Here is a 25,246-nt window from a genome sequence, read left to right as displayed (position 1 = left end):
TTGCGGTGTGCGGCGATACGCCCGCTAATGTGCCTCGTCCCAATTGTTTCCGACACCGACATCCACGATCAGCGGTACCCGCAATTCAGCAGCGCCGGACATGCGTTCTCGCACCGCTTCGCGCACGGTATCCACGGCATCGGCGCGCACTTCGAACACCAGTTCGTCGTGCACCTGCATCAGCATGTGGGCGTCGTCGCGACCTTTCAGCCACGCCGCGACAGCGATCATGGCGCGCTTGATGATGTCGGCGGCCGTGCCTTGCATGGGTGCGTTGACGGCAGCGCGTTCCGCTCCGGCGCGCAGCGCCTGATTGCGCGCGCTGAGGTTTTCCAGATAGAGGCGGCGGCCGAACAGGGTTTCCACAAAGCCATCGCGATGCGCACGCTCGCGTGTGGCTTCCATGAAGGCATGCACGCCGGGATAGCGTGAGAAATAGCGCGCCATGTAATCACTGGCTTCGCCGCGATCCACGCCGAGCTGGCGTGCGAGACCGAAGGCGCTCATGCCGTACATCAGGCCGAAATTGATCGCCTTGGCGGCACGGCGTTGATTGCTGGTGACTTCCGCGGGATCGAGGCCGAATACTTCGGCTGCCGTAGCGCGATGGATGTCGCCGCCTTCCTGGAACGCGCGCACCAGTCCTTCGTCACCGGAAAGATGCGCCATGATGCGCAGCTCAATCTGCGAATAGTCAGCCGCCATCACTTGCCAGCCTTTGGGCGCGATAAAGGCCTGGCGGATGCGCCGGCCTTCCTCGGTGCGCACGGGGATGTTCTGCAAGTTGGGATCGGTGGAAGAAATGCGACCGGTCGCCACCGCGCCCTGGTGATAGCTGGTATGCACGCGCCCGGTGCGCGGATTGACGATTTCGGCGAGCTTCTCGGTATAGGTGGAGCGCAGCTTCGCCAAGCCTCGGTAGTCGAGAATCAGTCGCGGCAAGGCATGATCGTCGGCAATCGCTTCCAGCGCTTCTTCGTTGGTGGAAGGCTGGCCGGTAGGCGTTTTCAGCTTGGCGGGCAGGCCGAGTTCGTCGAACAGAATCGCTTGCAGTTGCTTGGGCGATTCGAGATTGAATTCACGGCCGGCGGAACGCCACGCTTCCTGCTGCAACTCGTGCATGCGCTTGCCAAGCTGCTGGCTTTGCCGGCGCAACTCGTCCACATCGATCAGCACGCCGTGCTGCTCCATGCCGGCCAGCACCGGCACTAGCGGGATTTCGATGTCTTCGTAGACCTTCAGCAGCTTCGGCTCGCCTTCCAGCAGCGGCCAGAGTGCATGATGCAGGCGCAAGGTGACATCCGCATCTTCCGCGGCGTAGCGGCAGGCGGTGTCCAGGTCCACTTGCGAGAAGGAAATCTGCTTGGCGCCTTTGCCCGCGACTTCCTCATATTTCACGGTCTCGTAGCCGAGATATTTTCTCGCCAGCGAATCCATGTCATGCCGGGTGGCGGTGGCGTTCCACACGTAGGATTCCAGCATGGTGTCGTGTTTCAGGCCCTGCACCGTGATGCCATAGTGCGACAGGATGTTCATGTCGTACTTGGCGTGCTGGCCGACCTTGGGACGCTTGGGATCTTCCAGGATCGGCTTGAGCGCCGCGAGCACTTGTTCACGCGACAACTGTGCGGGTGCGCCGGGATAATCGTGGGCCAGCGGGATATAGCAGGCGTGGCCCGGCTGGATCGACAGGCTCAGGCCGACGATATCCGCCCGCATCGCATCGAGGCTGGTGGTTTCGGTGTCGAACGCAATCAGCGGCGCATCGTGCAGGCGTGACATCCAGCTGTCGAACTGCGCTTGGGTGGTGACGAGTTCGTAGTGGCCTTCGCCGCCGAGGTCGACCGGCGCTGCCGACGTATCGATGCGTACAGGTACAACCGATGCCTGCATTTCGGCGCTTGCTGGTGCCGGTGCGGCGGCTTCCGCGGCAGCACTGTCCAGGTCCTTCAATGCTGCCTTGAATTCGTAGCGCGTGAACAATTCGCGCAGCGCGTTGGTGTCGCGCTCATGCAAGGTGAGCTGCTTGACCGTCTGGTCCAGCGGCACATCGATCTTGATCGTGACGAGTTCGCGCGACAGCGGCAACGAGGGCAGCGCTTCGCGCAGATATTCGCCAATCTTGCCGCTGATCTTGCCCGCGTTGGCGATCACGCCATCCAGTGAACCGTACTCGGCGAGCCACTTCGCGGCAGTCTTGGGTCCGCACTTGTTGACGCCGGGCACGTTGTCCACGGTGTCGCCGGTAAGGCTGAGAAAGTCGATGATCTGCTCCGGCTTCACGCCGAATTTCTCGACGACGCCTGCCGTGTCCATGGTGGTGTTGGTCATCGTATTGACCAGGGTGATGCCGGGCCGTACCAACTGGGCAAGATCCTTGTCACCAGTGGAGATCAGCACGTCGATGCCCTGCTGATGCGCCTGCGTGGCCAGGGTGCCGATTACATCGTCCGCTTCCACGCCGCTGATGCGCAGGATCGGAAAACCCAGGGCGCTGACGATGGCGAGCATGGGCTCAATCTGCGCGCGCAGTTCGTCCGGCATCGGCGGACGGTTTGCCTTGTACTTGTCGTAAAGCACATGGCGGAAATTCGGCCCGGATGCGTCGCTGACAAAGGCCACGTAATCGGGCCTGGCCTTGAGCGTGGAACGCAGCATGTTGACCACACCGAATAACGCGCCGGTCGGTTCGCCTTTGGCGTTGCTCAAGGGCGGCAGCGCATGGAAGGCACGAAAGAGATAAGAGGAGCCGTCGATAAGCGTGAGGTTTGGCATGTACGCATTCTCGCATGCCTGCCACAGGGGCCGGTTCACGGGAGGGTGAACCCTGCGCTGTTATGATTCACACCCCTAACGAGGTCTTCGACATGAAATACGCCGTCTGCCTGTACGCCTTCGCTGTCCTGGCCGCTTCGCCGGCCTTCGCGCAGACCTCATCGTCCTCATCAGCCATGCCGCATTTCGCCCCCGCACCGCCGCCGCCCGGCATGAACGATCCGGGCGTGAATCCGGCCAAGGCACCGCCGCCGGCCGAGGCCGCCACCACACCGGAGCCCGCCTCCAGCCCCGCCGAGCTTGAGCCCACCCATGTTCCCGGCAAGCCGATCCCGATGCCGAAGATGCCGGGTGCGCCGGCTGGCAAGGACGCGAATGGCGATGCGGCGCCGGATGTGACAGTGCGCCAGGAGGGCGAGAACACCATCCAGGAATACCGCGAGAACGGCCGCGTCTACATGGTCGTGGTAACGCCGAAGTTCGGCCCACAGCAGATCTACAACGTCGATGAGAACGGCCACATGCTGGATCAGAACGGACAGCCGCCGATCAAGCCGGTGATGTACAAGATCATGCAATGGGGCGGCAACAAGCCGGCGTCGGCATCGTCGTCGGAAGACAACGGTTCCTGATTTTCATCGGTCTCGTCTCCCGGGAGCGTGCATGAATCTGCGCGAGAGCTGGTTGCTGTTCGCCCTGGGATCGGCGTTCTTCGCAGCGCTCACTGCCTTGTTTGGCAAGCTTGGTGTGGCGGGGATCAATTCCAACCTGGCCACCTTTATCCGCACGCTGGTCATTCTGGTGGTGACTGCCGGCATTCTCAGCTTGCGTGCCGAATGGGCGAAACCTTCGGGTTTGCCGTGGCATGGCTGGTTGTTTCTAGTGTTGTCCGGCATCGCTACCGGGCTGTCCTGGCTGTGCTACTACCGCGCATTGCAGCTGGGGCCGGTGAGCAAGGTGGCGCCGATCGACAAGTTGAGCGTCGCGATGGCGATTGTGCTGGGGTTGGCCGTGCTCGGCGAGAAACCGAGCTGGCCCGTTCTTATCGGTGGTGTGCTCATCGTCGCCGGATCGCTGGTGATCGCGTTGTTCTAGCGCACCGGATCCAGCTCTGGATAACGGCGAAAGATGCCGTCTTCATTGAATGGAATGCGACGCGGTGATGCCAGATAAGCCGCGATATTCGGTCGCTCGGCAATACGTTCCGCCAGTGCGCGCAGGCGCGGAATCTGTCTTTGCATGCGTCGCATGGTGTTGGGAAAGGCGTAGTCCAGTCCGCTGATCAATTGAAACAGCGACAGGTCGACATACGAATGGCGCGACAAAGCTTGTCGTCCATTGCCGCGCGCCAGCACGCTTTCGAAGTAGTCCAGGTATTTGGGGATGCGCTCCTCGCGAAAGGCCTGGCTGCGTTTGCGCGCCGCGGAACGTTGCTGTTCGTAATAGAGGCTGGCCGAGATCGGATGATGCGTGTCGTGAACTTCGAAGACGATGTCGGCGATCGTCGCTTGCAACTGCTGCGCGTAGATTTCGGCAGAAAGTCCGCCGGGAACCAGGCCGAGGCGCGGGCCCAGATAGGCGAGGATGGTGGCCGTTTGTGCGATGACCATTCGTCCAGCCTTGAGAAAGGGTGGCGCGAAGGGCAGGGCGCCTGCTTGCTTGCCACGCAGGAAGGGCATCATGGCGTTGTCGCCGCGTTTGCGAGCGACGTCGATATAGTCCGCAGCAACATCTTCCAGTGCCAGGCGAATAAATTCGCCGCGGCCCTGCGCGCCGGTCCAGTAGTAGAGCTCGTAACGCATGACAGTCTCTCCATCATGAGTACTGCGAGGCTAGCGATACCATGTTCAATACGGGGTGAGTTTGCCGTTCGCGGCGAGTTCGCGTAGCCGATCCCACACCAGGCTCGCCAACGGCGAGAGCGAACGCAGGCGGCGATGGATCAGCATGACGGTGCGTTGCTCGATGGGCGTCAACGGACGCATCGCCAAGGATGGCGGTGGTGATGAAAGCGCCGGTGTAATCGTAATGCCGAGCCCGGCTTCCACCATGCGGAAAGCCGTGTGGGTGTGGCCGGTTTGCTGGACGACCTGGGGCGTGATGCCGTGCTTGTTCAGCGCCTGATCGATCAGGCGCCGGCTACCGGAGGAATAATCGAGCAGCACCAGTGGCTCGCCCTGCAGCTTCTTCCACGGCACGCTTTTCAAACCGGCGAGCGGGTGATCGGGCCGGCATGCCAGATAAAACGGATCGCGCATGATGGTTTCGCAATCAAAATCACCGGTTTCCGGCGGATCGATGGCGATGCCGAAATCCACTTCACCGCCGCGCACGCTATCCAGCACCAGCATCTGCGCCTGATCGTGCAGTTGGATGGTCAACTCCGGATACTCGCGTGCGCAGTCGGCGATGCAGATCGGCATCAGGCTTGCCGACAGGGTCGGCACAGAGGCGATGCGCACCTTGCCACGCCGCCGTTCGCCTTCGGAGTGCACATGTCCCAGCACACCTTCGAGTTCATCCAGTACGCGTTCGATCGCGCTTTCCAGATAGCGACCGGTTTCGGTGGGCACCACTTCGCGGGTGGTCCGGTCGAACAGGCGCACGCCCAGTTCGGCTTCCAGTTCAGCGATATGGCGGCTCACCGCGGGCTGGCTCAGATGCAGATGTTCGGCGGCACGCCGGAAGTGCCGCTGTCGGGCCACGGCCAGGAAGGCGCGCAGCTGCCGTAGGCTGATATTCATGCTCATAATGAATCAATGCATTAAATAAAACGATTTGATTTATCAATAGGGTAGCAGTGAAATACTCTCACCCCAACTCCCCAGGTGGCCGCTTGCCGGCTTGTCTGCCATGTCCCTGCGCCGTTTCTTACCGGATAACTTCACGCTCTGCCTGATCGCCACGGTGATCACGGCCAGCCTGCTGCCATGCCGCGGCAGCGTTGCGCATATGTTTGACTGGGCCACCGATCTGGCCATTGCCCTGCTGTTTTTCCTGCATGGCGCGAAGCTCTCGCGCGAGGCGGTGGTGTCGGGGCTGACCAACTGGCGCCTGCATCTGACCGTGCTCGCCAGCACCTTCGTGCTGTTCCCGATCCTGGGCCTGCTGCTCAAGCCGGTGCTACTGCCGCTGGTCACGCCGTCGCTCTACGTGGGCATGCTGTTCCTGTGCACCTTGCCCTCGACGGTGCAGTCGTCGATTGCCTTTACATCGATCGCGCGCGGTAACGTGTCGGCGGCGGTGTGTTCAGCCTCGGCGTCCAGCTTGCTCGGCATCGTCATTACGCCCTTGCTGACCGGCCTGGTGCTGCAGGCGCACGGCGGCATGTCGTGGAGTTCGGTGGGCGAGATCGTGTTGCAGCTGTTTGTGCCCTTTGTCGCAGGTCAGGTCGCGCAGCGCTGGATCGGTGGCTGGGTGCAGCGTCATCGCCCGGTGGTTGGACTGGTCGATCAGGGTTCGATTCTGCTGGTGGTCTACACCGCGTTCAGTGCGGCGGTGCTGCAGGGCCTGTGGAAGCAGTTGCCGCTGCACGTGCTGGGTGGTGTGCTGATCGTCAACGCGGTGTTGCTGGCATGCGCGCTATTGATCACCCGCTACGGTTCGCGCGCCTTGGGCTTTGATCGCGAAGACGAAATCACCATCGTGTTCTGCGGTTCGAAGAAGAGCCTGGCCAGCGGTGTGCCGATGGCGAACGTGCTGTTTCCGGCGCATGCGATCGGCATGATCGTGCTGCCGTTGATGCTGTTCCATCAGATGCAGCTGATGACCTGTGCGGTGCTGGCACGTCGTTATGCGGAGCGCGGGGAAATCAACAAGCGCAAGGCTTCCCCGGCGGCCGCGCAAGTCGCCACGGCTGATTAAAGCAGGCTCGCGGATCGACGTGTTTGCGTAGGTTGGGTTAGCGTAACCCAACAGAATTCCATCGAAGCAACAAACATCGTTGGGTTACGCTGCGCTAACCCAACCTACTGCAATCGGTGAAATACGTGATGCATCAGTGGCGGAAGTGGCGCATGCCGGTGAATACCATCGCCATATCGTGTTCATCGGCGGCCGCAATCACTTCGGCATCGCGCATGGAGCCGCCCGGCTGAATCACGGCGCGGATGCCCGCCGCGGCGGCGGCATCGATGCCGTCGCGGAACGGGAAGAACGCATCGGATGCCATCACTGAGCCACGCACTTCCAGCTTCTCATCGGCTGCCTTGATGCCGGCAATGCGCGCACTGTAAACGCGGCTCATCTGGCCGGCACCAATGCCGATGGTCTGGCGATCGCGCGCATACACGATGGCGTTGCTCTTGACGTACTTGGCCACTTTCCAGGCAAAGATCAGATCGTTGATCTCCGCTTCGGTTGGTGCGCGGCGCGTGACGATCTTCAAGTCGTCCGCGGTGACCATGCCGCGATCCGCCGTCTGGATCAGCAGGCCCGAACCCACGCGGCGGGAATCGTTGCCCGGATGGGCGTGGCTGAGGTCGCCGCCGGCCGGTGCCGGAATGACCAGCACGCGCACGTTCGTCTTTTTGGCGAAGGCTTTCAGCGCGTCATCCGCGTAGCCCGGGGCCAGCACCACTTCCACAAACTGGCGTTCGACGATCGCGCGCGCGGTCGCGCCATCCACCTCGCGATTGAAGGCGATGATGCCGCCGAACGCCGAGGTGGGATCCGTCTGGTAGGCCAGATCGTAGGCACGGCCGATGCCGTCCAGGCTCACCGCCACGCCGCACGGGTTGGCATGCTTGACGATCACGCAGGCCGGCTTGCTGAAGCTGCGCACGCATTCCCAGGCGGCATCGGAATCGGCGATGTTGTTGAACGACAGTTCCTTGCCCTGCACTTGCTGGAACGTGGCGAGCGTGCCGGGTGCGGGATAAAGGTCGCGATAGAAAGCAGCCTGCTGATGCGGATTCTCACCGTAGCGCAGGTCCATCAGCTTGACGAAACGGCCGTTGATCTGGCCGGGGAACGCGTCGTGACCGGCAATGGCCTCCTGCGTGTCATTGAGTTGCAGGCCGGACAAGTAATCGCTGATCGCGCCGTCGTAATTGGATACGCGATTGAAGGCGGCTACCGAAAGCCTGAAGCGTGTTGCCCGACTCAAGCCACCTTGTTGCTCGATTTCGACGAGTGCGTCCTCGTACTGATCGGGCGAGGTGAGTACGCCGACATCGTTCCAGTTTTTGGCGGCGGAGCGCAGCATGGCGGGGCCGCCGATATCGATGTTCTCGATCGCTTGTTCGAGCGTGCAATCCGGCTTGGCGACCGTGGCCTCGAACGGATAAAGGTTCAGCACCAGCAGATCGATCGGCGCGATATCCAGTTCGGCCATGACTTTGTCATCGGTGCCACGGCGGCCCAGCAGGCCGCCGTGCACCTTCGGGTGCAGGGTCTTGACGCGGCCGTCCATGATTTCGGGGAAGCCGGTGACGTCGCTGACATCCTTGACCGCAATACCGGCCTCGCGCAGGGCCTTGGCGCTGCCGCCGGTAGAGAGCAGTTCCACCTTGGCGGCGGCCAGGCGGCGCCCCAGCTCAATCAGCCCGGTCTTGTCCGAAACGCTGATCAGGGCGCGGCGAATGGAGGTGACGGCAGGTGCGGACATGGCGGCTTCCAGAGCTGTAAAGCCGCACATTATAGCGCGGCCGGCCATGCTTGGCCGGACCGTTATATAAAGGCATTTGGACGGCTAAACGACGCGTGGCGCCGATAACTCAGAGCAGGCCGTGGGCCGAGAGTTTCTTGCGCAGGGTGGCGCGATTGATGCCGAGCACGGCCGCAGCACGGCTCTGGTTGCCATCGTGGAATGCCAGCACTTCACGCAGCAACGGGCCTTCGACTTCGCGAATCACCAGCGCGTGCAGACCTTCGTCGCACGACGTGTCACCGATGTCCGCAAGATAGCGGCGTACGGTACGACTGACGCACTCACTCAGTGCGCTCTGCGACGAGGATTCACGAGCAGCCTCGTTGACAGGCAGTCTGACTGCGTTCAAGGACATTTCCCCTCACGTACTCACGCAACGGCTGCATGGGCCGTCGCCATGTTTATGGCAGTTACCGCATTCGCGGCGGATCGGCAGTCGCGCTTTCTTTTGCGCGAGGGATCGAGTGTACTCGCGACGGGCGACAAAATTAAGAGCCTTGCATAGGAAAAATGAGAAGCCCAAGCCGAACAGGCACTAAGCGACCCAACCTGCGATAAGACACTAGCTAGGACAACGGCTTATTCAAAGCCAAGGTCAAAGGCAACGGCCTGATGACCCGGATCCTCTACCTCGAAAACCAATGCTGCGCTAGCACCAGGGGCAATGCCGCGACGCAGCGCATCCATGTCGTCAAGGTACTCGTAAGGATTCAAACGCCGCATGGCGATGACCTTGCCGTTGCCGTCCGAAAGGCGGATGACAACAATCGGCCAGGGTTGCGTAAAGCTTGCGTCATTGCGCAAATTGGCACTGATCAGCAGGGCGCCGGGAACGGTCGGGTGGCTTTGCACGTCACGTGCCAATAGACGCAGCTTGTCAATGTCACGCACTGGCGGTAGTCGACATGCCAATGCGGCGCATACCTCGCTCAGTACCGGACCGGTGGCCGGGTCCGCGATCAGCGTGTCGCGCAATGCCCATGCAAGCTGCGCGGCCAGGCCAAGCAATAAAAACAAGCAGGCAAGCACCCACGGCCAGCGCCGTGGCCGATCGGCGCGCACGTCGCGCGCAAAGCGCGGGGTAATGATCAGATCGGCGAAGTCGTCGCGCAGTGGCTGTGGCGCGTCCTCTTCGGCGACGGCTTCCGGCAGGGCAGGCTGGGGGCGATAGACCACCAGTTCGACTTTCGGCGGTTCTACACCAGGTTCGTGCGACGGCAATTCGTCGAACGGTTCCGGCGGCAGCTGATCGGCCAGGGTGCTGATGCAATCGAAGCCCGCACCGCAATGTCCGCACATGACAAAGCCGTGTGCCTGCGCGAGCGTGCGCGCGTCCACTGAAAACACGGACAGGCATTCAGGGCATTGCGTATACATGCTTTTTAGAGTGTTTTCGCTTCCGTCGCCGCTCTCCCCCAAGGAGAGCGGATCGAGGTAAAGGGCCGGGTTTGCGCGATCTTCCCCGAAGCGTACTTGCAATTACCCGATGCGCAAAATTGACGGCTCACTGCGACCTTCTCTGAGCAAGGGAAAGTGGGGTCAAGGGAGGCGCCGATAACCGCTGATGCGCACCCAATCCTCGCGTGTATCCACACGCAATGCATCGAACCATTCGGCATAACGCGCGACCAGTTCGTCTTGCTGGCCTTGCAGAATGCCGGAGATCGCAAACGGCGCGCCCGGTTTTGCCGCCGCTGCGAACGTTGGTGCCAATTCGCCCAAGGGGCCGGCGAGGATGTTCGCAACGAACACGTCGGCGGGTTCGTCGGCGAAATCTTCCGGCAGGAAAAGCGCCAGCCGGTCAGCAACCTGATTGCGTTCGGCATTGTCGCCCGAGGCCGTGAGGGCTTGCGGATCATTGTCCACGCCGACCGCGCAAGCGGCACCCAGCTTGAGCGCAGCGATGGCGAGTATGCCCGAGCCACAGCCGTAATCGATCACGCGCTTGCCGGCGAGATCAAGGCTGTCCAGCCATTCCAGGCACAATGCGGTCGTAGGATGCGTACCGCTGCCGAAGGCCAGGCCGGGATCCAGGCGCACGACGACACTGTCATCCTCGGGCGGCTCGATATTCCACGGATAGATCCATAACCGCCGCCCGAACGGCATCGGTTTGAACTGGTCCATCCATGCACGTTCCCAGTCTTCGTCGGCGACCTCGCGGAAGCTGAGCTGATCGGGTTCGAGCCAGGGCAGCAGTTCGCTGAGTGCTTCGGTGAGGCCACGCCGATCGGTATCGGCATCGAACAGTGCCTGAAGGGTGATCGTCGGCCACAACGGTACTTCGCCAACGCCAGGCTCGAAGATGGCCTGCTCGTCGGGCGTTTCCGCGTCGGCATCTTGCAGTGTGATCGACAGTGCACCCAGGTCATCCAGCGCTTCTTCCACACGCGGCTGTTGTTCGGCACGGGCGATCAGGGAGAGTTCGAGCCAGGGCATCGGCGTTCCGTTGGTTAGCGTGATACGACGATTTTCCCTCGCCGCTCTGGGGGAGGGTAGGGTGAGGGGTCAATCTTGCGATCAGGTTCACTCGAAGCAGGCTTCGATGCGAGTTACCGGCGAGCGTGCCCAGCTCAGCTGAGCTCAATCCGCTCCCCGGAGGGGAGCGGAAGCGAGCACGAAAAGCAGGTCATTCAATGCCCGCTATGCGGATGTTCCTTATGCTCCGCCATACGCTTTTCCAGATAGTGGATGTTCTGTCCACCCTGCTGGAACCCGACATCGGACATGATGCGTTGCTGCAACGGAATATTGCACTTCACGCCTTCGATCACTGTTTCAGCCAGTGCGAGGCGCATGCGTGCGATGGCCGTTTCGCGATCAGGGCCATGCACGATCAGCTTGCCGATCATCGAATCGTAGTTCGGCGGAATCCTGTAGCCGTCGTACAGATGCGTATCCACGCGCACACCCGGGCCGCCCGGCGCTTCAAAACGCTTCACCGTTCCCGGCGAAGGCATGAAGGTTTCGGGATCCTCGGCATTGATGCGGCATTCGATCGCATGGCCCTGGATCTTGATGCTTTCCTGCTTGATCGAAAGCTTTTCGCCGGCAGCGATCAGCAACTGTTCGCGTACCAGATCCACGCCGGTGATCAGCTCGGTCACCGGATGCTCCACCTGGATACGCGTGTTCATTTCGATGAAGTAGAAGCGGCCGTTCTCGAACAGGAATTCGAACGTGCCCGCGCCGCGATAACCGATGCGCAGGCATGCGTCGACGCACACCTTGCCGATTTCGGCGCGCAGTTCCGGCGTGACGCCCGGTGCGGGTGCTTCTTCCACCACCTTCTGATGACGGCGCTGCATCGAGCAATCGCGCTCGCACAAGTGGATCGCATTGCCTTGGCCGTCGGCCAGTACCTGGATTTCCACGTGGCGTGGATTTTCCAGGAACTTCTCCATGTACACCTGATCGTTGCCGAACGCCGCCTTGGCTTCCTGCTTGGTCATGGTGATGGCGTTGCCAAGATGCGCTTCGGTGCGCACCACGCGCATGCCGCGGCCGCCGCCGCCGCCCGAGGCCTTGATGATCACCGGGTAGCCGATCTCACGCGCGATGCGCATGTTTTCTTCAACGTTGTCGCCGAGTGGCCCCCCAGAACCGGGCACGCAGGGCACGCCCGCCGCTTTCATCGCGCGGATGGCCTGGACCTTGTCGCCCATCATGCGAATCACATCGGCCGTCGGGCCGATGAAGATGAAGCCGGATTGCTCAACCTGCTCGGCGAAGTCCGCGCGTTCGGCGAGAAAGCCGTAGCCCGGATGAATCGCGTTGGCGTCGGTGATTTCCGCGGCGGCAATGATGCGCGGAATGTTGAGGTAGCTGTCGACCGATGGCGCGGGGCCGATGCAGATGGCTTCATCCGCAAGCCCTACATGCTTGAGATTGCGATCCGCGGTGGAGTGCACTGCCACGGTCTTGATGCCGAGGCTGTGACACGCACGCAGGATGCGCAACGCGATTTCGCCGCGATTGGCGATAACGACCTTTTCGAGCTTTTGCATAGTTGCCGGCCGTTTAGGCGATCACGAACATCGGCTGATCGAATTCCACGGGCTGGCCGTTGTCGATCAGGATGGCTTGTACCGTGCCGCTCACGTCGGCTTCGATCTGGTTGAACATCTTCATGGCTTCGATGATGCCGAGCGTTTCGCCAGCTTTCACCTGCTGGCCGACCTTCACGAAAGCCGGTGCGCCCGGGCTGGCCGAGGCGTAGAAGGTGCCTACCATGGGTGCCTTGACGACGTGGCCGGCCGGCAGATTGGCGGCGGCTTCGCCGGCAACAACCGGTGCGGCCACGGGGGCCGGCGCGGCAACGGCAGGCATGGGTACGTGTACGGCAGCCGGTGCGGCGGTGACGGTGCCCTTGGGGACGCGCGACAGGCGGACGACTTCCTCGCCCTCCTTGATTTCCAGTTCGGCGAGATTGGACTCTTCGAGCAGGTCGATCAGTTTTTTGATCTTGCGCAGATCCATAAGTGTTGCCTTCTCAAGGTCTTGGGCCGCAGCTTGGCGGCCGGAAAGTGAAAAAAAGGGTTGTCGGTGAACTAGCCGGCAGGCTTTGGTTCAAGTTTGGTCATGGCCGCGTTCAGCCCCAGGCGGTAGCTGTCGCTGCCGAAGCCGCAGATCACACCCACGGCCAGGTCGGACAGATAGGAGTGGTGCCGGAACGGCTCGCGCGCATGCACATTGCTCATGTGCAGCTCGATGAAGGGGATGGCCACGGCGGCCAGCGCATCGCGCAGGGCGACGCTGGTGTGGGTAAAGGCGCCCGGATTGATCAGGATGTAGTCGACCTGCTCATCGCGGGCCTGGTGAATGCGCCCGATCAGCTCGTGCTCGGCGTTGGACTGAAACCAGGCCAGCTCGTGGCCGGCGGCCTGCGCGCGCTGGGCCAGCTGGTTGTTGATATCGGCCAGCGTCTCCCGGCCGTAGATCTCCGGTTCGCGCACACCGAGCAGGTTGAGGTTGGGTCCGTGCAGGACCAATAGCTTAGCCATGTAGGGCTCTGGGGCGCCTCGGAATGCGCGCAGTGTGCGCGTTGCCGGGGATGTTGTCCAGTTCGACGCAGTTCGGCGATGTTTGAAGGAGAAGCGCCGATTAGACCGTGCGTGGACGTATGTAGGTCGGAAACCGCATCAGAGCGCGGCTGTAGGCGATAGCCATTTGGTCAGTTGCGCACGGTCGAGTGGGCCACGCTGGACGGCGAGCACGCGGCCCTGTTCGTCCAGCAGCACGCTGAAGGGGAGTACTTCGTCGATATCGCCGAAGCGCAGCGAGGTGCTGGGCGAGTCCAGCTGGCCGATCAGGATTGGGTAATCGACCGGATGGCTGGCAAGGTAGACACGCACGCGCGAAGGTTCATCCATCGCAATACCCAGCACGATCGCGCCTTGATCGCCGAACTTGTGCTGTGCCGCCTGCAGGGCCGGCATTTCAGACAGGCAGGGCCCGCACCAGCTCGCCCAGAAGTTGATCAGTACGCGCTTGCCGTGGAATTCCGATAGCCGGCGCTCCTTGCCGTCCAGGTCGAGCAAGGCCAGATCCGGGCGGAGATCGCCGACGTTCGTGACATGTACGCCCACCGGAACGCGGGCCAGCCGGCTTTGGTGCTGCAGCCAGCCACCCGCCGCAGCGGCCAGTACGGCAAGACCGAGGACAACAAGATTGGTGCGGCTGAGCATGGCGCAGAGAGTCAGGAGTACCAGGGAAGCTGGTCAGTTTGACAGCTTCTCTCGTTTCTCACTGCTTATTTCGCCGCCGCAGTCAGCGCCTCCTCCACCAGCGACGAGGTCAGCACGGTAGGCAGCTGCCGCCCTGGACCGCCGTCCTTGGGGAAAACCACATACAGCGGCACGCCCGGCGAGTGGTATTCCTGCAGGAAGGCCGTAATGGCCGGGTTCTCGTCCGTCCAGTCGCCTTTCATATAGACCGTGCCGGTGCGCTTGAGCAGGTTCTGGAAGCCGTCGCCATTGAGTACGGCATGCTCGTTCGCCTTGCAGGTCACGCACCAGTCGGCCGTCATGTCCACGAACACCGGCGTGCCGGCTTTGCGCAAGGCGTCCAGCTTCTCCGGGGAATAGGCGACCGTGGCGCCATCACTGCTTGCCGCTTCGGTGGCGATGGGAAGCGTGGAAAGGTAATACAGCGGAACCAAGGTGATCAGCGCCAGCAATGCCACCAGCACGCGACTGAACATGCCGCGTCCACGGCTGCGCTCAAGCCACCATAGCGTCATCGCCAGCATGACCGCGGCGATCATCAGCAACCCTACCGCATCGGCGCCGCGTTGATGCGCCAGCACCCACGCCAGCCACGCGGCGGTGAGATACATCGGAAAGGCCAGCACTTCCTTCAATGTTTCCATCCAGCGGCCGGGACGCGGCAGCCAGCGTGAAACCGCCGGCACAAATCCCACGGCCAGGAAGGGCAGGGACAGTCCCAGGCCCAGCGCCAGGAACACCAGCACGGCGCTCAGCATGGGAGCCACGAGGGCATACGCCAGTGCCGTGCCCATGAATGGCGCCGTGCACGGGCTGGCGACCACCACGGCCAGCACGCCGGTAAAGAAATCACCGGCGGGACCGGAGCGACTCGCCAGGGCGCTGCCGGTATTGCCCAGTGATGCGCCGAACTGCACCACGCCGGACATCGACAGCGCCACGGCCAGCATCACCAGCGACAGCACCGCGACCACCAGGGCGTTCTGCAAATGCGCGCCCCAGGCCGTTTTCAAGCCGATGATCACCAGGCCGAGCGTTACGAAACTTACCAATACGCCCGCCGTATACATCAACGCATGGGTGCGGCGGCGTGCGGTGTTTTCGCCGCTTTCCAGCAGGCCGATGGCCTTGATCGAGAGCACCGGCAACACGCAGGGCATCAGGTTGAGGATCAAGCCACCGCCAAAAGCGAGCAGCAGTGCATACCAAAAGCTGACGTTCAGCGAGCCGGCCGTTGCGCCACTCGGCGGCATCTCTGGAGCCGGGCCCTGGACCGTTTCACCGGTCGCCGTACTGCCCCCGGTCAGGTCGATGTTCGCCTGGCGCGTCATAAGCGGATAGCACAGGCCGCCATCCTGGCAACCCTGGAAGCTGGCCACCAGGGCGAGGGTCTTGGCTCCGGATGTATCGCCGTTCACCGTCACCGGCACGTCGACTTCGCCGAAGTACACCGTGGTGTTGCCGAAATGCGCGTCCTGATGCGGCGTGCCGGCAGGCCAGGCCGGGGTGAGCGTCAGCTGCGATGCGTCCTTCAGCGACAACGTGGTCTGGTCGCGATACAGGTAATAGCCCTTGGGCATGGTCCAGCGCAGCAGCAGATGATGCGCATCTTGCGCAATAGCGCTGAACTGGAAGGCCTGCTCTGCGGGTAACGGGGCATTGTTGTCGCTGCCCAATCCCTGCGGACGTGCGCCGAGCAGATCGTTGAGCTTGTTGCCCGCGTTCGCGGCACCCGCAGGAATCGGCAGGTCGAGCTGCTCCGTATGCGGCGGATAACAGATTTTCGGATCGGTCTCGTGGCAGCCCTGGTAGCGCACGCTCAGCGTCAGCCGGGCCGTGCCGGGTGCGACGGTGTAGGGAATGCTGGCATCAATGCTGTGGTGATAGGTCTCCACCGGGCCGAGGTACGGATCGTCGTGCTTCTCGCCATCCGGGAGTTGCGCGGCACCCAGCGTGACGCCATCGCCAGCCTTGAAGTTCATGCGCCCGCGATAGAGGTAGTAGTCCTGCGCGATGGTCCAGTGCAGCTTGACCACGCCGGGAGTGCTGCTGTCGGCGGTGAGCTTGTAGGCCTCGGTGACCGGTAGGAGGCTCTGGGTGTCGCTCTGGGCGAGGGCGGCAGAGGCGCCCGACAGCAAGATGATCAGGGTCAGCAGGCAGGCGGCCACACGGCCGTAATGAAGCGAACGCATTCCAACTCCAGCGTCTGGGTCGCACTTGCGCGCGAATGAAACCAATTATGGCCCAGCCGACGTTCGACATCCGTGTGGCGTCCTCTAAGGCTACAGGCAGAGCCTTAAGCTTCTTCGGCGATACCCCATGCCTTGGTTACACCACGCAGCCGCAGCATGCCGGTGGTCAGGGCCACGCCGAGCAGGATAACCACGCAACCACCCGCCATCGCCAGCGTGACCGCCTCACCCAGGAACAGCGCGCCCCAGATCACGCCGAACACCGGGATCAGGTACAGCACCGCCATCGCCGGGGCGGTGCCGGCGTGGGCCAGCAGCCGGTAGAACAGGACATAGGCCAGCGAGGTGCAGCCGGCGGCCAGCCCGAACATGGCAATCCATGCCTGCGTATCGGGCATCTTTGCCGGCCACTGCCAGATCGTGAAGGGCAGCAGCATCAAGGCGGCGGCGAACTGGCTGCCGATGGCGACCGTCAGCGGCGTAACGGTACGCATGCGGCGCTGGCTGTAATGCGCGCCGAAGGTGTAGCAGACATTGGCGCCCACACACGCGGCCATGGCCCAACCCACCGCTGCACCACCATGCCCGAAGCCCAGATTGCCGCCGATCAGCCACCCCACCCCGAGCAGGCCGATCACCAGCCCGCCGGCGCGCACGGCATTGAGCTTCTCGCCCAGCCACAGCCAGCCGGAGGCGGCCACCAGCAACGGCGCGATCGCATCGAAGATGGCGGACAGGCCCGCCGGCAGACTTTTCGCCGCATAAGAAAACAGCACAAAGGGCAGGGCCGAATTGCTCAGGCCAATCAAGGTGACCGGCCACCAGTTCGCCCGCAATTCGGCCCGGCGCTCGCGCGAAAGCACCAGTGGAATCGAACAGACCGCCGCGCCGATGGCCCGCATGCCGGCCAAGGCCATGCCGCCGAACTGGTTGGCGCCCATGCGCATGAACAGGAACGATGCGCCCCACAGAGCGCCGAGCAGGACCAGGATGGCAAGGTCGGACTTTTTCATGCGGATGCGTGGGTGAGGTCGATGATGGAATTTAAATCGCGGCAGTGACAGAACCTGTCAGCAGAGTGCTGAGCAGCCGTCATCGAGCCACTACGGTCTTCACCGGGATGAGGGCAAAGGGCTAGGGGCGAGTGGAGGCTTCGCCCTGTCCAAACAAGACACGGCGTTCCTGTTCCGACAGTGATTGCTGTCCAGGTGTGTAAGTGTCCTCGACGCCCTCGTAGGTGCGCAGCGTGGCCGGCCGTGCCGCCATGGTTTCAAACCAGCGCTTTAGATGCGGAAAGTTATCCAGGTTCTGGCCATGCGCGGCATGCGGCACGATCCACGGATAGCAGGCGATGTCCGCGATCGAGAATTCGCCGGCGATAAAGTCACGATCAGCCAGCCGCTGGTTGAGCACGCCATACAGCCGGCTGGTTTCGCGGGTGTAGCGGTCGATCGCGTAGGGCACCTTTTCCGGCGCGTAGCTATTGAAGTGACCGATCTGTCCCGCCATCGGGCCAAGTCCGGCCACCTGCCAGAACAGCCACTGCAGTACCTCGGCCCGTCCGCGTACATCGCTGGGCATCAGCCGGCCGGTCTTTTCGGCCAGATAAAGCATGATCGCCCCGGATTCGAACAGGGTTACCGGTGCGCCGCCGTCAGCCGGTTGATGATCGACGATGGCCGGGATCTTGTTGTTCGGCGAGATAGCCAGGAATTCAGGCCGGAATTGCTCACCCTTGCTCAGGCTGATCGGGATCGCCCGATAAGGCAGCTGCGCCTCCTCCAAAAAGAGCTTGGCCTTCAACCCGTTCGGCGTGGCGGCAAAGTAAAGGTCGATCATGGCGTCTGGGCTCGTGCGGCGGTTGGCGTATGCGGATGATGAAACATCGATCGATAGTCTGGCGTTCGAACTGGGCATGATCGATGCCGCGCGTTTCGACGAAGCGGTTCGCTGGATCACCTGGATGGCTCCCAGCCGATCAACTCCCGCCAGCGGCGCGCACCCATTCCAGATAGGCCGTGTGTCCACGTTCCACCGGTACGGCGATCAACTCGGGCAACTCATACGGATGCAAGGCCAGCAGTCGTTCCTTCAGCGCCTCGAAGCGGTCAGCCGTGGTCTTGATCAGCAGCAGTTGTTCAGTGTCCGTGGTCACTTCACCCTTCCATCGGTAGGTGGACTGGATGCCGGAAACGCGATTCACGCACGCGGCCAGCGCTTCGCCGACCAGGGTCTCGGCCAGGTGCGCCGCGCTTTCCGCGGTGGGGCAAGTGCAGTAGCAGAGCAGAACCTGGCTAGGGCTGGGCATGGCGGTTCCTTAGGGCCTGTTAGCACTATTGGGAGGGCGTCGATATTTGTTTCGACATCAGCCCGTAGTTGCCGAATTTTTCCAGCGCCTGCGCCACCTCGTCATCGGTAAGCAGGACCGGCTTGCCGATCTGCATGGCGAGTGTGTACTGCCGGGCCAGGGTTTCCACCTCCACGGCTCGCCACATCGCCTGTTCCATGTTGGCGCCGGTGGCGATCATGCCGTGGTTGGCCATCAGGCAGGCCAGGCGGCCTTCAAGCGCGCGCACCACGGCATCGGAAAGCGCCTGGGTGCCGTAGGTGTAGTAATCGGAGCAGCGAATCGAATCGCCGCCGCCGACCGCGATCATGTAATGGACCGCAGGAATGTCCATCCGGCACATCGCCAGTGCGGTGCTGTAGGGCGGATGCGCATGGACCACCGCGTGCGCATCGGCGCGCGCGGCATAGATATCGCGGTGAAAACGCCATTCGCTGGAGGGGCGGCGGCTGTGCTCGTAGTGGCCGTCCATGTCCACATAGACCACATCGTCCGGAGTGATCTCGCCGTAGGGCACGCCGCTGGGCGTGATCAGGAATCCGCCACCGAAACGGATGCTCAGATTGCCCGAGGTGCCCTGGCTCAGCCCGGACGGGGTCAGTTTCAAACCGTTGGCGACGATGTCCTCGCGAAGCGAGCGTTCGATACTCACTGCTGCTGCCCTTGTTGTTCACGCAATATGCAATCGTTGATGTTTCGGGCGCCGCTGTCGAGGGGCGTGTCACTCGTCGTTCCGGCGAAGGCCGGGACGACGAGGTGGGAGGACTTTTTTGTTTTCATTTGCCCTTGAAAGCGATTCGGCCACCCTCATTCAGGTTGTCAGTCCCGTCCGCCCCCTGTTGCAGGGGTTTTTTTGGTGGCTAGAATTGGCACTCACCCACTCCGAGTGCTAACAGCACGCCTCCTCAGGGCCGGACCGGGGTCAAAAATTTTCCATCCAAACCAAAGTCATAGCTGGAGTTCATCCCATGAGCAAACTGCGTCCGCTGCACGATCGCGTCATCGTTAAGCGCCTGGAAGAGGAGCGTGTCTCCGCCGGCGGCATCGTGATCCCTGATAGCGCCACCGAAAAGCAGACCCGCGGCAAGGTCATCGCCGCCGGTGAGGGCCGCATCCTGGAAGACGGCAAGGTCCGTCCGATGTCGGTCAAGACCGGCGAAGTGGTGCTGTTCGGCAAGTACGCCGGCCAGGAAATCAAGATCGACGGCGAAGAGCTGGTCTTCCTGAAGGAAGACGACATCGTGGCTGTTATCGAAGGCTGATTCGACGCGACACGTGCGAAAAGCAAAGCCGCACCTCGTCGCCTTCGGCTCCTTCCGCAGTTTTCTCGCTAGATTTTCCGCATTTAATTTAAATTTTTTGAGGCAAAAAATTTATGGCCGCTAAAGAAGTCCGCTTCGGCGAAGACAGCCGCGCTCGCATTCTCAAGGGTGTGAACACCCTCGCCAACGCAGTGAAAGTCACCCTCGGTCCGAAGGGCCGCAACGTCGTGCTCCAGAAGAGCTTCGGCGCCCCGACCGTCACCAAGGACGGCGTGTCCGTCGCCAAGGAAATCGAACTGGCCGACGCCTACGAAAACATGGGCGCCCAGATCGTCAAGGAAGCCGCTTCCAAGACTTCCGACAACGCCGGTGACGGCACCACCACCGCTACCGTGCTGGCTCAGGCGTTCGTGCGCGAAGGCTTGAAAGCCGTCGCCGCCGGCATGAACCCGATGGACCTGAAGCGCGGCATCGACAAGGCCGTGATCAGCGCCGTCGAAGAGCTGAAGAAGCTCTCCAAGCCCACCGCTGACGACAAGGCCATCGCACAGGTCGGCACCATCTCCGCCAACTCCGACGCCGCCGTCGGCGACATCATTGCCACCGCCATGAAGAAGGTCGGCAAGGAAGGCGTGATCACGGTTGAGGAAGGCTCGGGTCTGGAAAACGAACTCGACGTCGTCGAAGGCATGCAGTTCGATCGCGGCTACCTGTCGCCGTACTTCATCAACAACCAGCAGAGCCAGCAGGTCGAGCTGGATGATCCCTTCATCCTGCTGCACGACAAGAAGATCTCCAACGTGCGCGAAATGCTGCCGATCCTCGAAGGCGTGGCCAAGGCCGGCAAGCCGCTGCTGATCGTCGCCGAGGAAGTGGAAGGCGAAGCGCTGGCCACCCTGGTGGTCAACACCATCCGCGGTATCGTCAAGGTTGCCGCCGTGAAAGCCCCGGGCTTCGGCGATCGTCGCAAGGCGATGCTGGAAGACATGGCCATCCTCACCAACGGCCAGGTCATTTCCGAAGAAGTCGGCCTGCAGCTTGAGAAGGCCACCATCCAGGATCTGGGCCGCGCCAAGAAGATCGTGGTGACCAAGGAAAACACCACCATCATCGACGGTGCCGGCGAAGCCGCGAAGATCCAGTCGCGCATCGGCCAGATCAAGGCGCAGATCGAAGAGACCTCTTCCGACTACGACCGCGAGAAGCTGCAGGAGCGCGTGGCCAAGCTGGCCGGCGGCGTTGCGGTGATCAAGGTTGGCGCTGCCACCGAAGTCGAAATGAAGGAAAAGAAGGCCCGCGTCGAAGACGCCCTGCACGCCACGCGCGCAGCCGTTGAAGAAGGCGTGGTGCCTGGCGGTGGCGTGGCGCTGATCCGCACCCTGAAGGCCATCGAAAACCTGAAGGGCGAGAACGAAGACCAGAACCACGGTATCGCCATCACCCGCCGTGCGCTGGAAGCTCCGTTGCGCGAGATCGTGTTCAACGCCGGCGCCGAGCCGTCCGTGATCGTCAACCAGGTCAAGGAAGGCAAGGGCAACTACGGCTACAACGCAGCCTCCGGCGAGTTCGGCGACATGATCGAGTTCGGCATCCTGGATCCGACCAAGGTCACCCGTTCGGCCCTGCAGTACGCCTCCTCCGTGGCCGGCCTGCTCATCACCACCGAAGCGATGGTGGCTGAGCTGCCGAAGAAGGAAGAGCACAACCATGGCGCCCCGGCCGGCGGCATGGGCGGTATGGGCGGCATGGACTTCTAAGTCCTGCATTCCAACGCAATGTTTCAAAAGAAAACCCCGCGCAAGCGGGGTTTTCTTTTGCGCGCCGAGCATGCGTCCAGTGCATTGCGTAGCCGAGCGTGATGATGAGAAAGTTCATCAGCGAGACGATCGGCATCGTTCTGCGATGGACGCTTGCGCCGTCGATGCCAGCGCAGACCGCCACAGGGGGTGTCATGTTCGACCTAATGTCCCGGTATTTTTGGGCAATCTGCATTGCCGTGGCGCTGGCGAAGTATCTGGCCATGCGCCGTCGCATCCGCGCGCTGACCGATTTGAGTCCAACGGAAAAGCAATCGGGCGAGGCTTGCGCCCAATGGTTTGCCATCCTCTCGTGCCTTCCGTGGCTGATCATGGGTTGGGGCATTCTTGGCGGCGGGGTTCCGTCCGTGTTCGCGTTTCTGCGTCCGGCGGATCGCAATCCGTATGTGATCCTTTGGCTCGGTACGATCTTTGTTTTGACGCTGGTCTATGCCGGTTGGGTATGGTTTGCCGGCGGGGCGCGCAAGGTGCAAGCCTTCCAGCTCTACAACGCCAACCTAGGCAGTCGTCGTGCGCCGTTGTCGGAAACAGCGATAAAGATATTCGCTGCGCTGGGGCCATTCTTCGTGCTGTTCTGGATCTGGTGGATGGCGCGGTTGAATATTCCGGCACAACCGCTTCGCTAGCAGGCTTCCGATGGCAAGCCGGAACTGCGTAAATTCGTTGGCGGCAACTCATCAGGCTTGCCCGCGTGTGCAGCGTCGCAACGCCGGCCATGTCGCTGTCAAAGGGCTTTTAATGAGGACGAAGATGAAATGCACGCTGGTACTGGCGTTGCTGGCGCTTCCGCTTCGCGCCGCAGAGCTGCCATCTGGCATTGTCAGCAAGATACCCAAAGGCTACGAGGTGATGACGTATGCGGCCGGTCAGCTTCATGACGAGGGCCACACCGATTACCTGGTGGTGATCCATCACACCAACGACACCAGCGATAACCCGTCACCACGCCCCTTGCTGATCTACGTCCAGAATCCCGACAACAGCTTCACGCTGGCCGCACGCAATGATCACGTCGTGATGCGCGCTGACGAAGGCGGCCAGTGCGATCCTTTCGACGATGGCGAAGATGGACTGGTTATCAAGAACCGCTACTTCACGGTGCAGAACAGTGTGGCGTGTGGCGATCACTGGACCGACTACATCACCTTTCACTATGACGCCAGGCAACACACCTGGCTATTCCACAAGGAAATTGTCGAAAGCTGGGTGCAGAATGATGATCCGAATGGCGATGCCTTGAAACCTGGGTCGCGCAAGGTCATCGACGCGGATGTGTTGCATCCGGTTAAGTTCGCAGCCTGGCTGCCAAGAAATAAATAAATACGATCAGCGATGTATTCCCATCGCTGCCGAAGCTGCCATACCGCCCTGGTCTTCGTTATCGTCCTGCTTTGCCACGGTCGTGCTGGCAGGCAGCAGATTTGCCGGTAGCAGCTTGTCCAGTTTGCCCTTCATGCGCAGTACCGCCACGCTGGCCATTTCGCTATCAAACTGCTTCTGCTGTGCGTCCTCAAGCACCGGTGCCGCGCCCGGTGCGCGCGTCAGCGTGGCTAGCGAAGGAGCAAGCACCTGGGTCAGTGCGTAGTAGGCATCGTCGTGAATGCCAGCGCGCTCAAGCAGCAGTCCGGGCAACATCCATGAGGCCATGTCGACGCGCTGCGCCTGGCCCGGATTGCGCGGATCGACCAGCAACCAGGTTCCAGCCTGGCCAAGCATGTCCTGGCCGTTGACGAAGCCGGTCGCGTGATAAGCGCCGTTCAAGCCGGGTAGATGATCGCCATAGAACAGCAGCAAGGTTGGACGGCTACGCTTGGCCAGCAGTTCGGCGAGCCGGCCGAGTTGCTGGTCGGCGTGCTGCATGTGATAGAGGTAGTTCTGTACTTCGACTCTGTCTTTCGCATCGACCGCGGCCGGCACCGGAATAGCGTCGCGCGCGGCGACATCCTTCGGCGTGACGTCGTACGGGCCGTGCGCTTCCAGGCTGATCGCAAACAGGAATTGCGGCGGCCCGGAATCTTTCAGTTGCGCCAGGATCTCGTCGGTCATCGCGCTATCGGCCATGTACTTGCCGTCCATCGCAGCATTGGCCGGAAAAGCGGATTGGGATACGAAGCGATCAAAGCCCAGCGCCTTGAAAGCGGTGTTGCGATTCCAGAAGGTCGGATCGTTGCCGTGGATGGCGATCGTTTCGTAGCCGTGCGAACGCAGGGTGCGCACCATGCTCGGCACCACCTTGTCGCTCAATTGCAGATACGGGAACTGCATATTGCTGAAATAACGCAGGGACAGACCGGTCAGCACTTCGAATTCGGTGCGGATCGTGCCGCCGCCAAAAGTCGGTACATGCAGCGGTCCGCTCATGCCCTCCGCTTCCAGGCGCGTCAGGTTGGGCGTGAGATTGGCGTTTTCATAACCGTGCATGATGCTCGGATCGAAAAACGATTCACTCTGTATCACCACGATGTCAGGCAGCGCCGTGCCGCCATCAACCGGCTTCTGCATGCGTGCTCGCACGGCGTCGCCGGTGGATGCCAGCAGATTGCTTACGGCCGAGGGATCGGCCTTCAGCTTGGTGCGGCGATCCTGCAGATGAAACATCACCAGCGAGCTGACCAATCCGGAGTGACTGGTGGTTGCCGCTGCCGACCATGGCTCCAGCCAAAGCTTACGGCCGTTATACAGATTGCCCCAGCCGGGTACGCCGACCAGCAAGGTCGCCAGGGTCGCGGCAAGCAGGCTGCCGGTGACGATGCGCTTGCCGCTGGTGCGGCGTGCAAACAACGGCGGCTCGAAACGCCACATGGCCACGATCAGGGCGATTCCGCCAAGCGTGGCCAGATAAGGCCACGGGCTATGCGGCAGATAGCTGCCCAGCACGTGAATCCCGCCCTTTTGCAACTGGCCCGCCATGCGGAAATCCGCCGGCAACAGCGGTGTACCGAGGTTGGCCACTTTCAGTGCATTTACGCCATACATCACCGCCTGCGCCAGATAGGCCAGGCCGAACGAGAGCAAGGTGCGGCGTGTCAATGCCAGCAGCAGCCAGGCGAGCAAGACGCCAGGAATGGCATTGGCCAGCGGGTAGGCGGGCTGGGAGAGCAGCTGTGAGGCCGAGACACCGTCATTGCCGTCGAGCAGGCTGGTGAGCAGGATGAACGCAATCGTCGTCGCCACCACCAGGGCGATCCGGGTGGCGATGCTGCGCTTTGAGGTTGTCGGGGTGGTGTGGGGCATGCAGTCCAGTGACCTGTCGTGCCAGGGGTGTGGACTGTAACGTGATTGACATTAATCGGTTGTCGGACCCGCCGCCCGGGGTTGGGGCGGGTTCAGGCCATTTCGCACGTAAGTAACGGAAATGTCCTAAGAAAAAGACACCCGTGAGCCCGGACATCGAGGCTTTGCCCGCCCCTTCAGGGGCTTACGGCCAGCACTTCAATCATTGCGTCCAGCTGAATCGCTGCGAGTGACCAAAGCGTC

Annotated in this window: 24 protein-coding genes; 7 read left to right on the top strand and 17 right to left on the bottom strand. The window is 61.9% G+C overall.

Annotated features, from left to right (window positions below; all coding sequences use genetic code 11):
• Positions 1-24 precede the first annotated feature (24 nt).
• Positions 25-2,775, bottom strand: coding sequence for a DNA polymerase I (gene polA, locus ISP19_RS08455; protein ID WP_204680930.1), 2,751 nt, complete (start codon positions 2,773-2,775; stop codon positions 25-27).
• A 92-nt stretch (positions 2,776-2,867) separates the two neighbouring features.
• Between polA and ISP19_RS08450 the strand changes: the two genes are divergently transcribed.
• Both ISP19_RS08450 and ISP19_RS08445 read left to right on the top strand, forming a co-directional pair.
• Positions 2,868-3,407, top strand: a complete 540-nt coding sequence (locus ISP19_RS08450) for a DUF2782 domain-containing protein (RefSeq protein ID WP_204680929.1) — start codon at positions 2,868-2,870, stop codon at positions 3,405-3,407.
• A gap of 31 nt (positions 3,408-3,438) precedes the next feature.
• Positions 3,439-3,870, top strand: coding sequence for an EamA family transporter (locus ISP19_RS08445; RefSeq protein ID WP_204680928.1), 432 nt, complete (start codon positions 3,439-3,441; stop codon positions 3,868-3,870).
• On the opposite strand, the gene ISP19_RS08440 is transcribed toward ISP19_RS08445, so the two are convergent.
• Positions 3,867-4,577 carry a glutathione S-transferase gene (locus ISP19_RS08440; RefSeq protein WP_204680927.1) on the bottom strand — a complete coding sequence of 237 codons (711 nt, stop codon included), beginning with the start codon at positions 4,575-4,577 and terminating at the stop codon, positions 3,867-3,869. The two genes, ISP19_RS08445 and ISP19_RS08440, sit on opposite strands and share 4 nt — an antisense overlap.
• A gap of 45 nt (positions 4,578-4,622) precedes the next feature.
• A complete protein-coding gene (locus ISP19_RS08435; protein WP_204680926.1) occupies positions 4,623-5,519 on the bottom strand; it encodes a LysR family transcriptional regulator in 897 nt (298 codons plus the stop codon).
• A gap of 109 nt (positions 5,520-5,628) precedes the next feature.
• Here ISP19_RS08435 and ISP19_RS08430 point away from each other — a divergent pair, with 109 nt between their 5' ends.
• The gene (locus ISP19_RS08430; RefSeq protein ID WP_204680925.1) at positions 5,629-6,639 is read left to right on the top strand and encodes a bile acid:sodium symporter family protein; all 1,011 of its coding nucleotides are present in this window, start codon (positions 5,629-5,631) and stop codon (positions 6,637-6,639) included.
• Between the two features lie 133 nt (positions 6,640-6,772).
• Here ISP19_RS08430 and purH read toward each other — a convergent pair whose 3' ends face one another.
• From purH to ISP19_RS08365, 13 genes are all read right to left on the bottom strand, one after another.
• Complete coding sequence (gene purH, locus ISP19_RS08425; protein ID WP_204680924.1) at positions 6,773-8,383, bottom strand: bifunctional phosphoribosylaminoimidazolecarboxamide formyltransferase/IMP cyclohydrolase; 1,611 nt, start codon at positions 8,381-8,383, stop codon at positions 6,773-6,775.
• Between the two features lie 109 nt (positions 8,384-8,492).
• Positions 8,493-8,780 (bottom strand): helix-turn-helix domain-containing protein, encoded by a 288-nt coding sequence (locus ISP19_RS08420; RefSeq protein WP_204680923.1) that lies wholly within the window; start codon positions 8,778-8,780, stop codon positions 8,493-8,495.
• Between the two features lie 224 nt (positions 8,781-9,004).
• Positions 9,005-9,802, bottom strand: coding sequence for a zinc-ribbon and DUF3426 domain-containing protein (locus ISP19_RS08415; protein WP_204680922.1), 798 nt, complete (start codon positions 9,800-9,802; stop codon positions 9,005-9,007).
• Between the two features lie 162 nt (positions 9,803-9,964).
• Positions 9,965-10,864 carry a 50S ribosomal protein L11 methyltransferase gene (gene prmA, locus ISP19_RS08410; RefSeq protein WP_204680921.1) on the bottom strand — a complete coding sequence of 300 codons (900 nt, stop codon included), beginning with the start codon at positions 10,862-10,864 and terminating at the stop codon, positions 9,965-9,967.
• A gap of 194 nt (positions 10,865-11,058) precedes the next feature.
• The gene (gene accC / locus ISP19_RS08405; RefSeq protein WP_204680920.1) at positions 11,059-12,432 is read right to left on the bottom strand and encodes an acetyl-CoA carboxylase biotin carboxylase subunit; all 1,374 of its coding nucleotides are present in this window, start codon (positions 12,430-12,432) and stop codon (positions 11,059-11,061) included.
• Positions 12,433-12,445: 13 nt separating this feature from the next.
• Complete coding sequence (gene accB / locus ISP19_RS08400) at positions 12,446-12,904, bottom strand: acetyl-CoA carboxylase biotin carboxyl carrier protein (RefSeq protein ID WP_204680919.1); 459 nt, start codon at positions 12,902-12,904, stop codon at positions 12,446-12,448.
• Between the two features lie 71 nt (positions 12,905-12,975).
• Entirely contained in the window at positions 12,976-13,428 is a 453-nt protein-coding gene (gene aroQ, locus ISP19_RS08395) for a type II 3-dehydroquinate dehydratase (protein ID WP_204680918.1), read from the bottom strand.
• A gap of 138 nt (positions 13,429-13,566) precedes the next feature.
• Positions 13,567-14,112, bottom strand: a complete 546-nt coding sequence (locus ISP19_RS08390; RefSeq protein WP_204680917.1) for a TlpA family protein disulfide reductase — start codon at positions 14,110-14,112, stop codon at positions 13,567-13,569.
• Between the two features lie 65 nt (positions 14,113-14,177).
• The gene (locus ISP19_RS08385; RefSeq protein ID WP_204680916.1) at positions 14,178-16,343 is read right to left on the bottom strand and encodes a protein-disulfide reductase DsbD family protein; all 2,166 of its coding nucleotides are present in this window, start codon (positions 16,341-16,343) and stop codon (positions 14,178-14,180) included.
• A gap of 104 nt (positions 16,344-16,447) precedes the next feature.
• Entirely contained in the window at positions 16,448-17,356 is a 909-nt protein-coding gene (locus ISP19_RS08380; RefSeq protein WP_204680915.1) for a DMT family transporter, read from the bottom strand.
• A 121-nt stretch (positions 17,357-17,477) separates the two neighbouring features.
• Positions 17,478-18,182, bottom strand: a complete 705-nt coding sequence (locus ISP19_RS08375) for a glutathione binding-like protein (protein WP_204680914.1) — start codon at positions 18,180-18,182, stop codon at positions 17,478-17,480.
• A gap of 139 nt (positions 18,183-18,321) precedes the next feature.
• Entirely contained in the window at positions 18,322-18,651 is a 330-nt protein-coding gene (gene cutA / locus ISP19_RS08370; RefSeq protein WP_204680913.1) for a divalent-cation tolerance protein CutA, read from the bottom strand.
• A 25-nt stretch (positions 18,652-18,676) separates the two neighbouring features.
• Positions 18,677-19,342, bottom strand: coding sequence for a class II aldolase/adducin family protein (locus ISP19_RS08365; protein WP_204680912.1), 666 nt, complete (start codon positions 19,340-19,342; stop codon positions 18,677-18,679).
• 316 nt (positions 19,343-19,658) lie between these two features.
• Between ISP19_RS08365 and ISP19_RS08360 the strand changes: the two genes are divergently transcribed.
• The 4 genes from ISP19_RS08360 to ISP19_RS08345 all read left to right on the top strand — a co-directional run bounded on the left by ISP19_RS08360 (position 19,659) and on the right by ISP19_RS08345 (position 23,089).
• Positions 19,659-19,952, top strand: coding sequence for a co-chaperone GroES (locus tag ISP19_RS08360; protein ID WP_126675138.1), 294 nt, complete (start codon positions 19,659-19,661; stop codon positions 19,950-19,952).
• Between the two features lie 113 nt (positions 19,953-20,065).
• On the top strand, positions 20,066-21,709 hold the full coding sequence (gene groL, locus ISP19_RS08355) for a chaperonin GroEL (RefSeq protein ID WP_204680911.1): 1,644 nt from the start codon (positions 20,066-20,068) through the stop codon (positions 21,707-21,709).
• Positions 21,710-21,903: 194 nt separating this feature from the next.
• Complete coding sequence (locus ISP19_RS08350) at positions 21,904-22,395, top strand: hypothetical protein (RefSeq protein ID WP_204680910.1); 492 nt, start codon at positions 21,904-21,906, stop codon at positions 22,393-22,395.
• A 124-nt stretch (positions 22,396-22,519) separates the two neighbouring features.
• Positions 22,520-23,089: a hypothetical protein gene (locus ISP19_RS08345; RefSeq protein ID WP_204680909.1), complete on the top strand. Its 570-nt coding sequence runs from the start codon at positions 22,520-22,522 to the stop codon at positions 23,087-23,089.
• A 6-nt stretch (positions 23,090-23,095) separates the two neighbouring features.
• On the opposite strand, the gene ISP19_RS08340 is transcribed toward ISP19_RS08345, so the two are convergent.
• Positions 23,096-25,003 carry an LTA synthase family protein gene (locus ISP19_RS08340; RefSeq protein WP_204680908.1) on the bottom strand — a complete coding sequence of 636 codons (1,908 nt, stop codon included), beginning with the start codon at positions 25,001-25,003 and terminating at the stop codon, positions 23,096-23,098.
• Positions 25,004-25,246: the final 243 nt, after the last annotated feature.

It is taken from the genome of Dyella flava (assembly GCF_016904955.1).
In the GTDB taxonomy this organism is placed as follows: Bacteria; Pseudomonadota; Gammaproteobacteria; order Xanthomonadales; family Rhodanobacteraceae; genus Dyella_B; species Dyella_B flava.
Note: the sequence above shows the minus strand (reverse complement) of the source record. Positions and strands in the feature narration are given on the sequence as shown.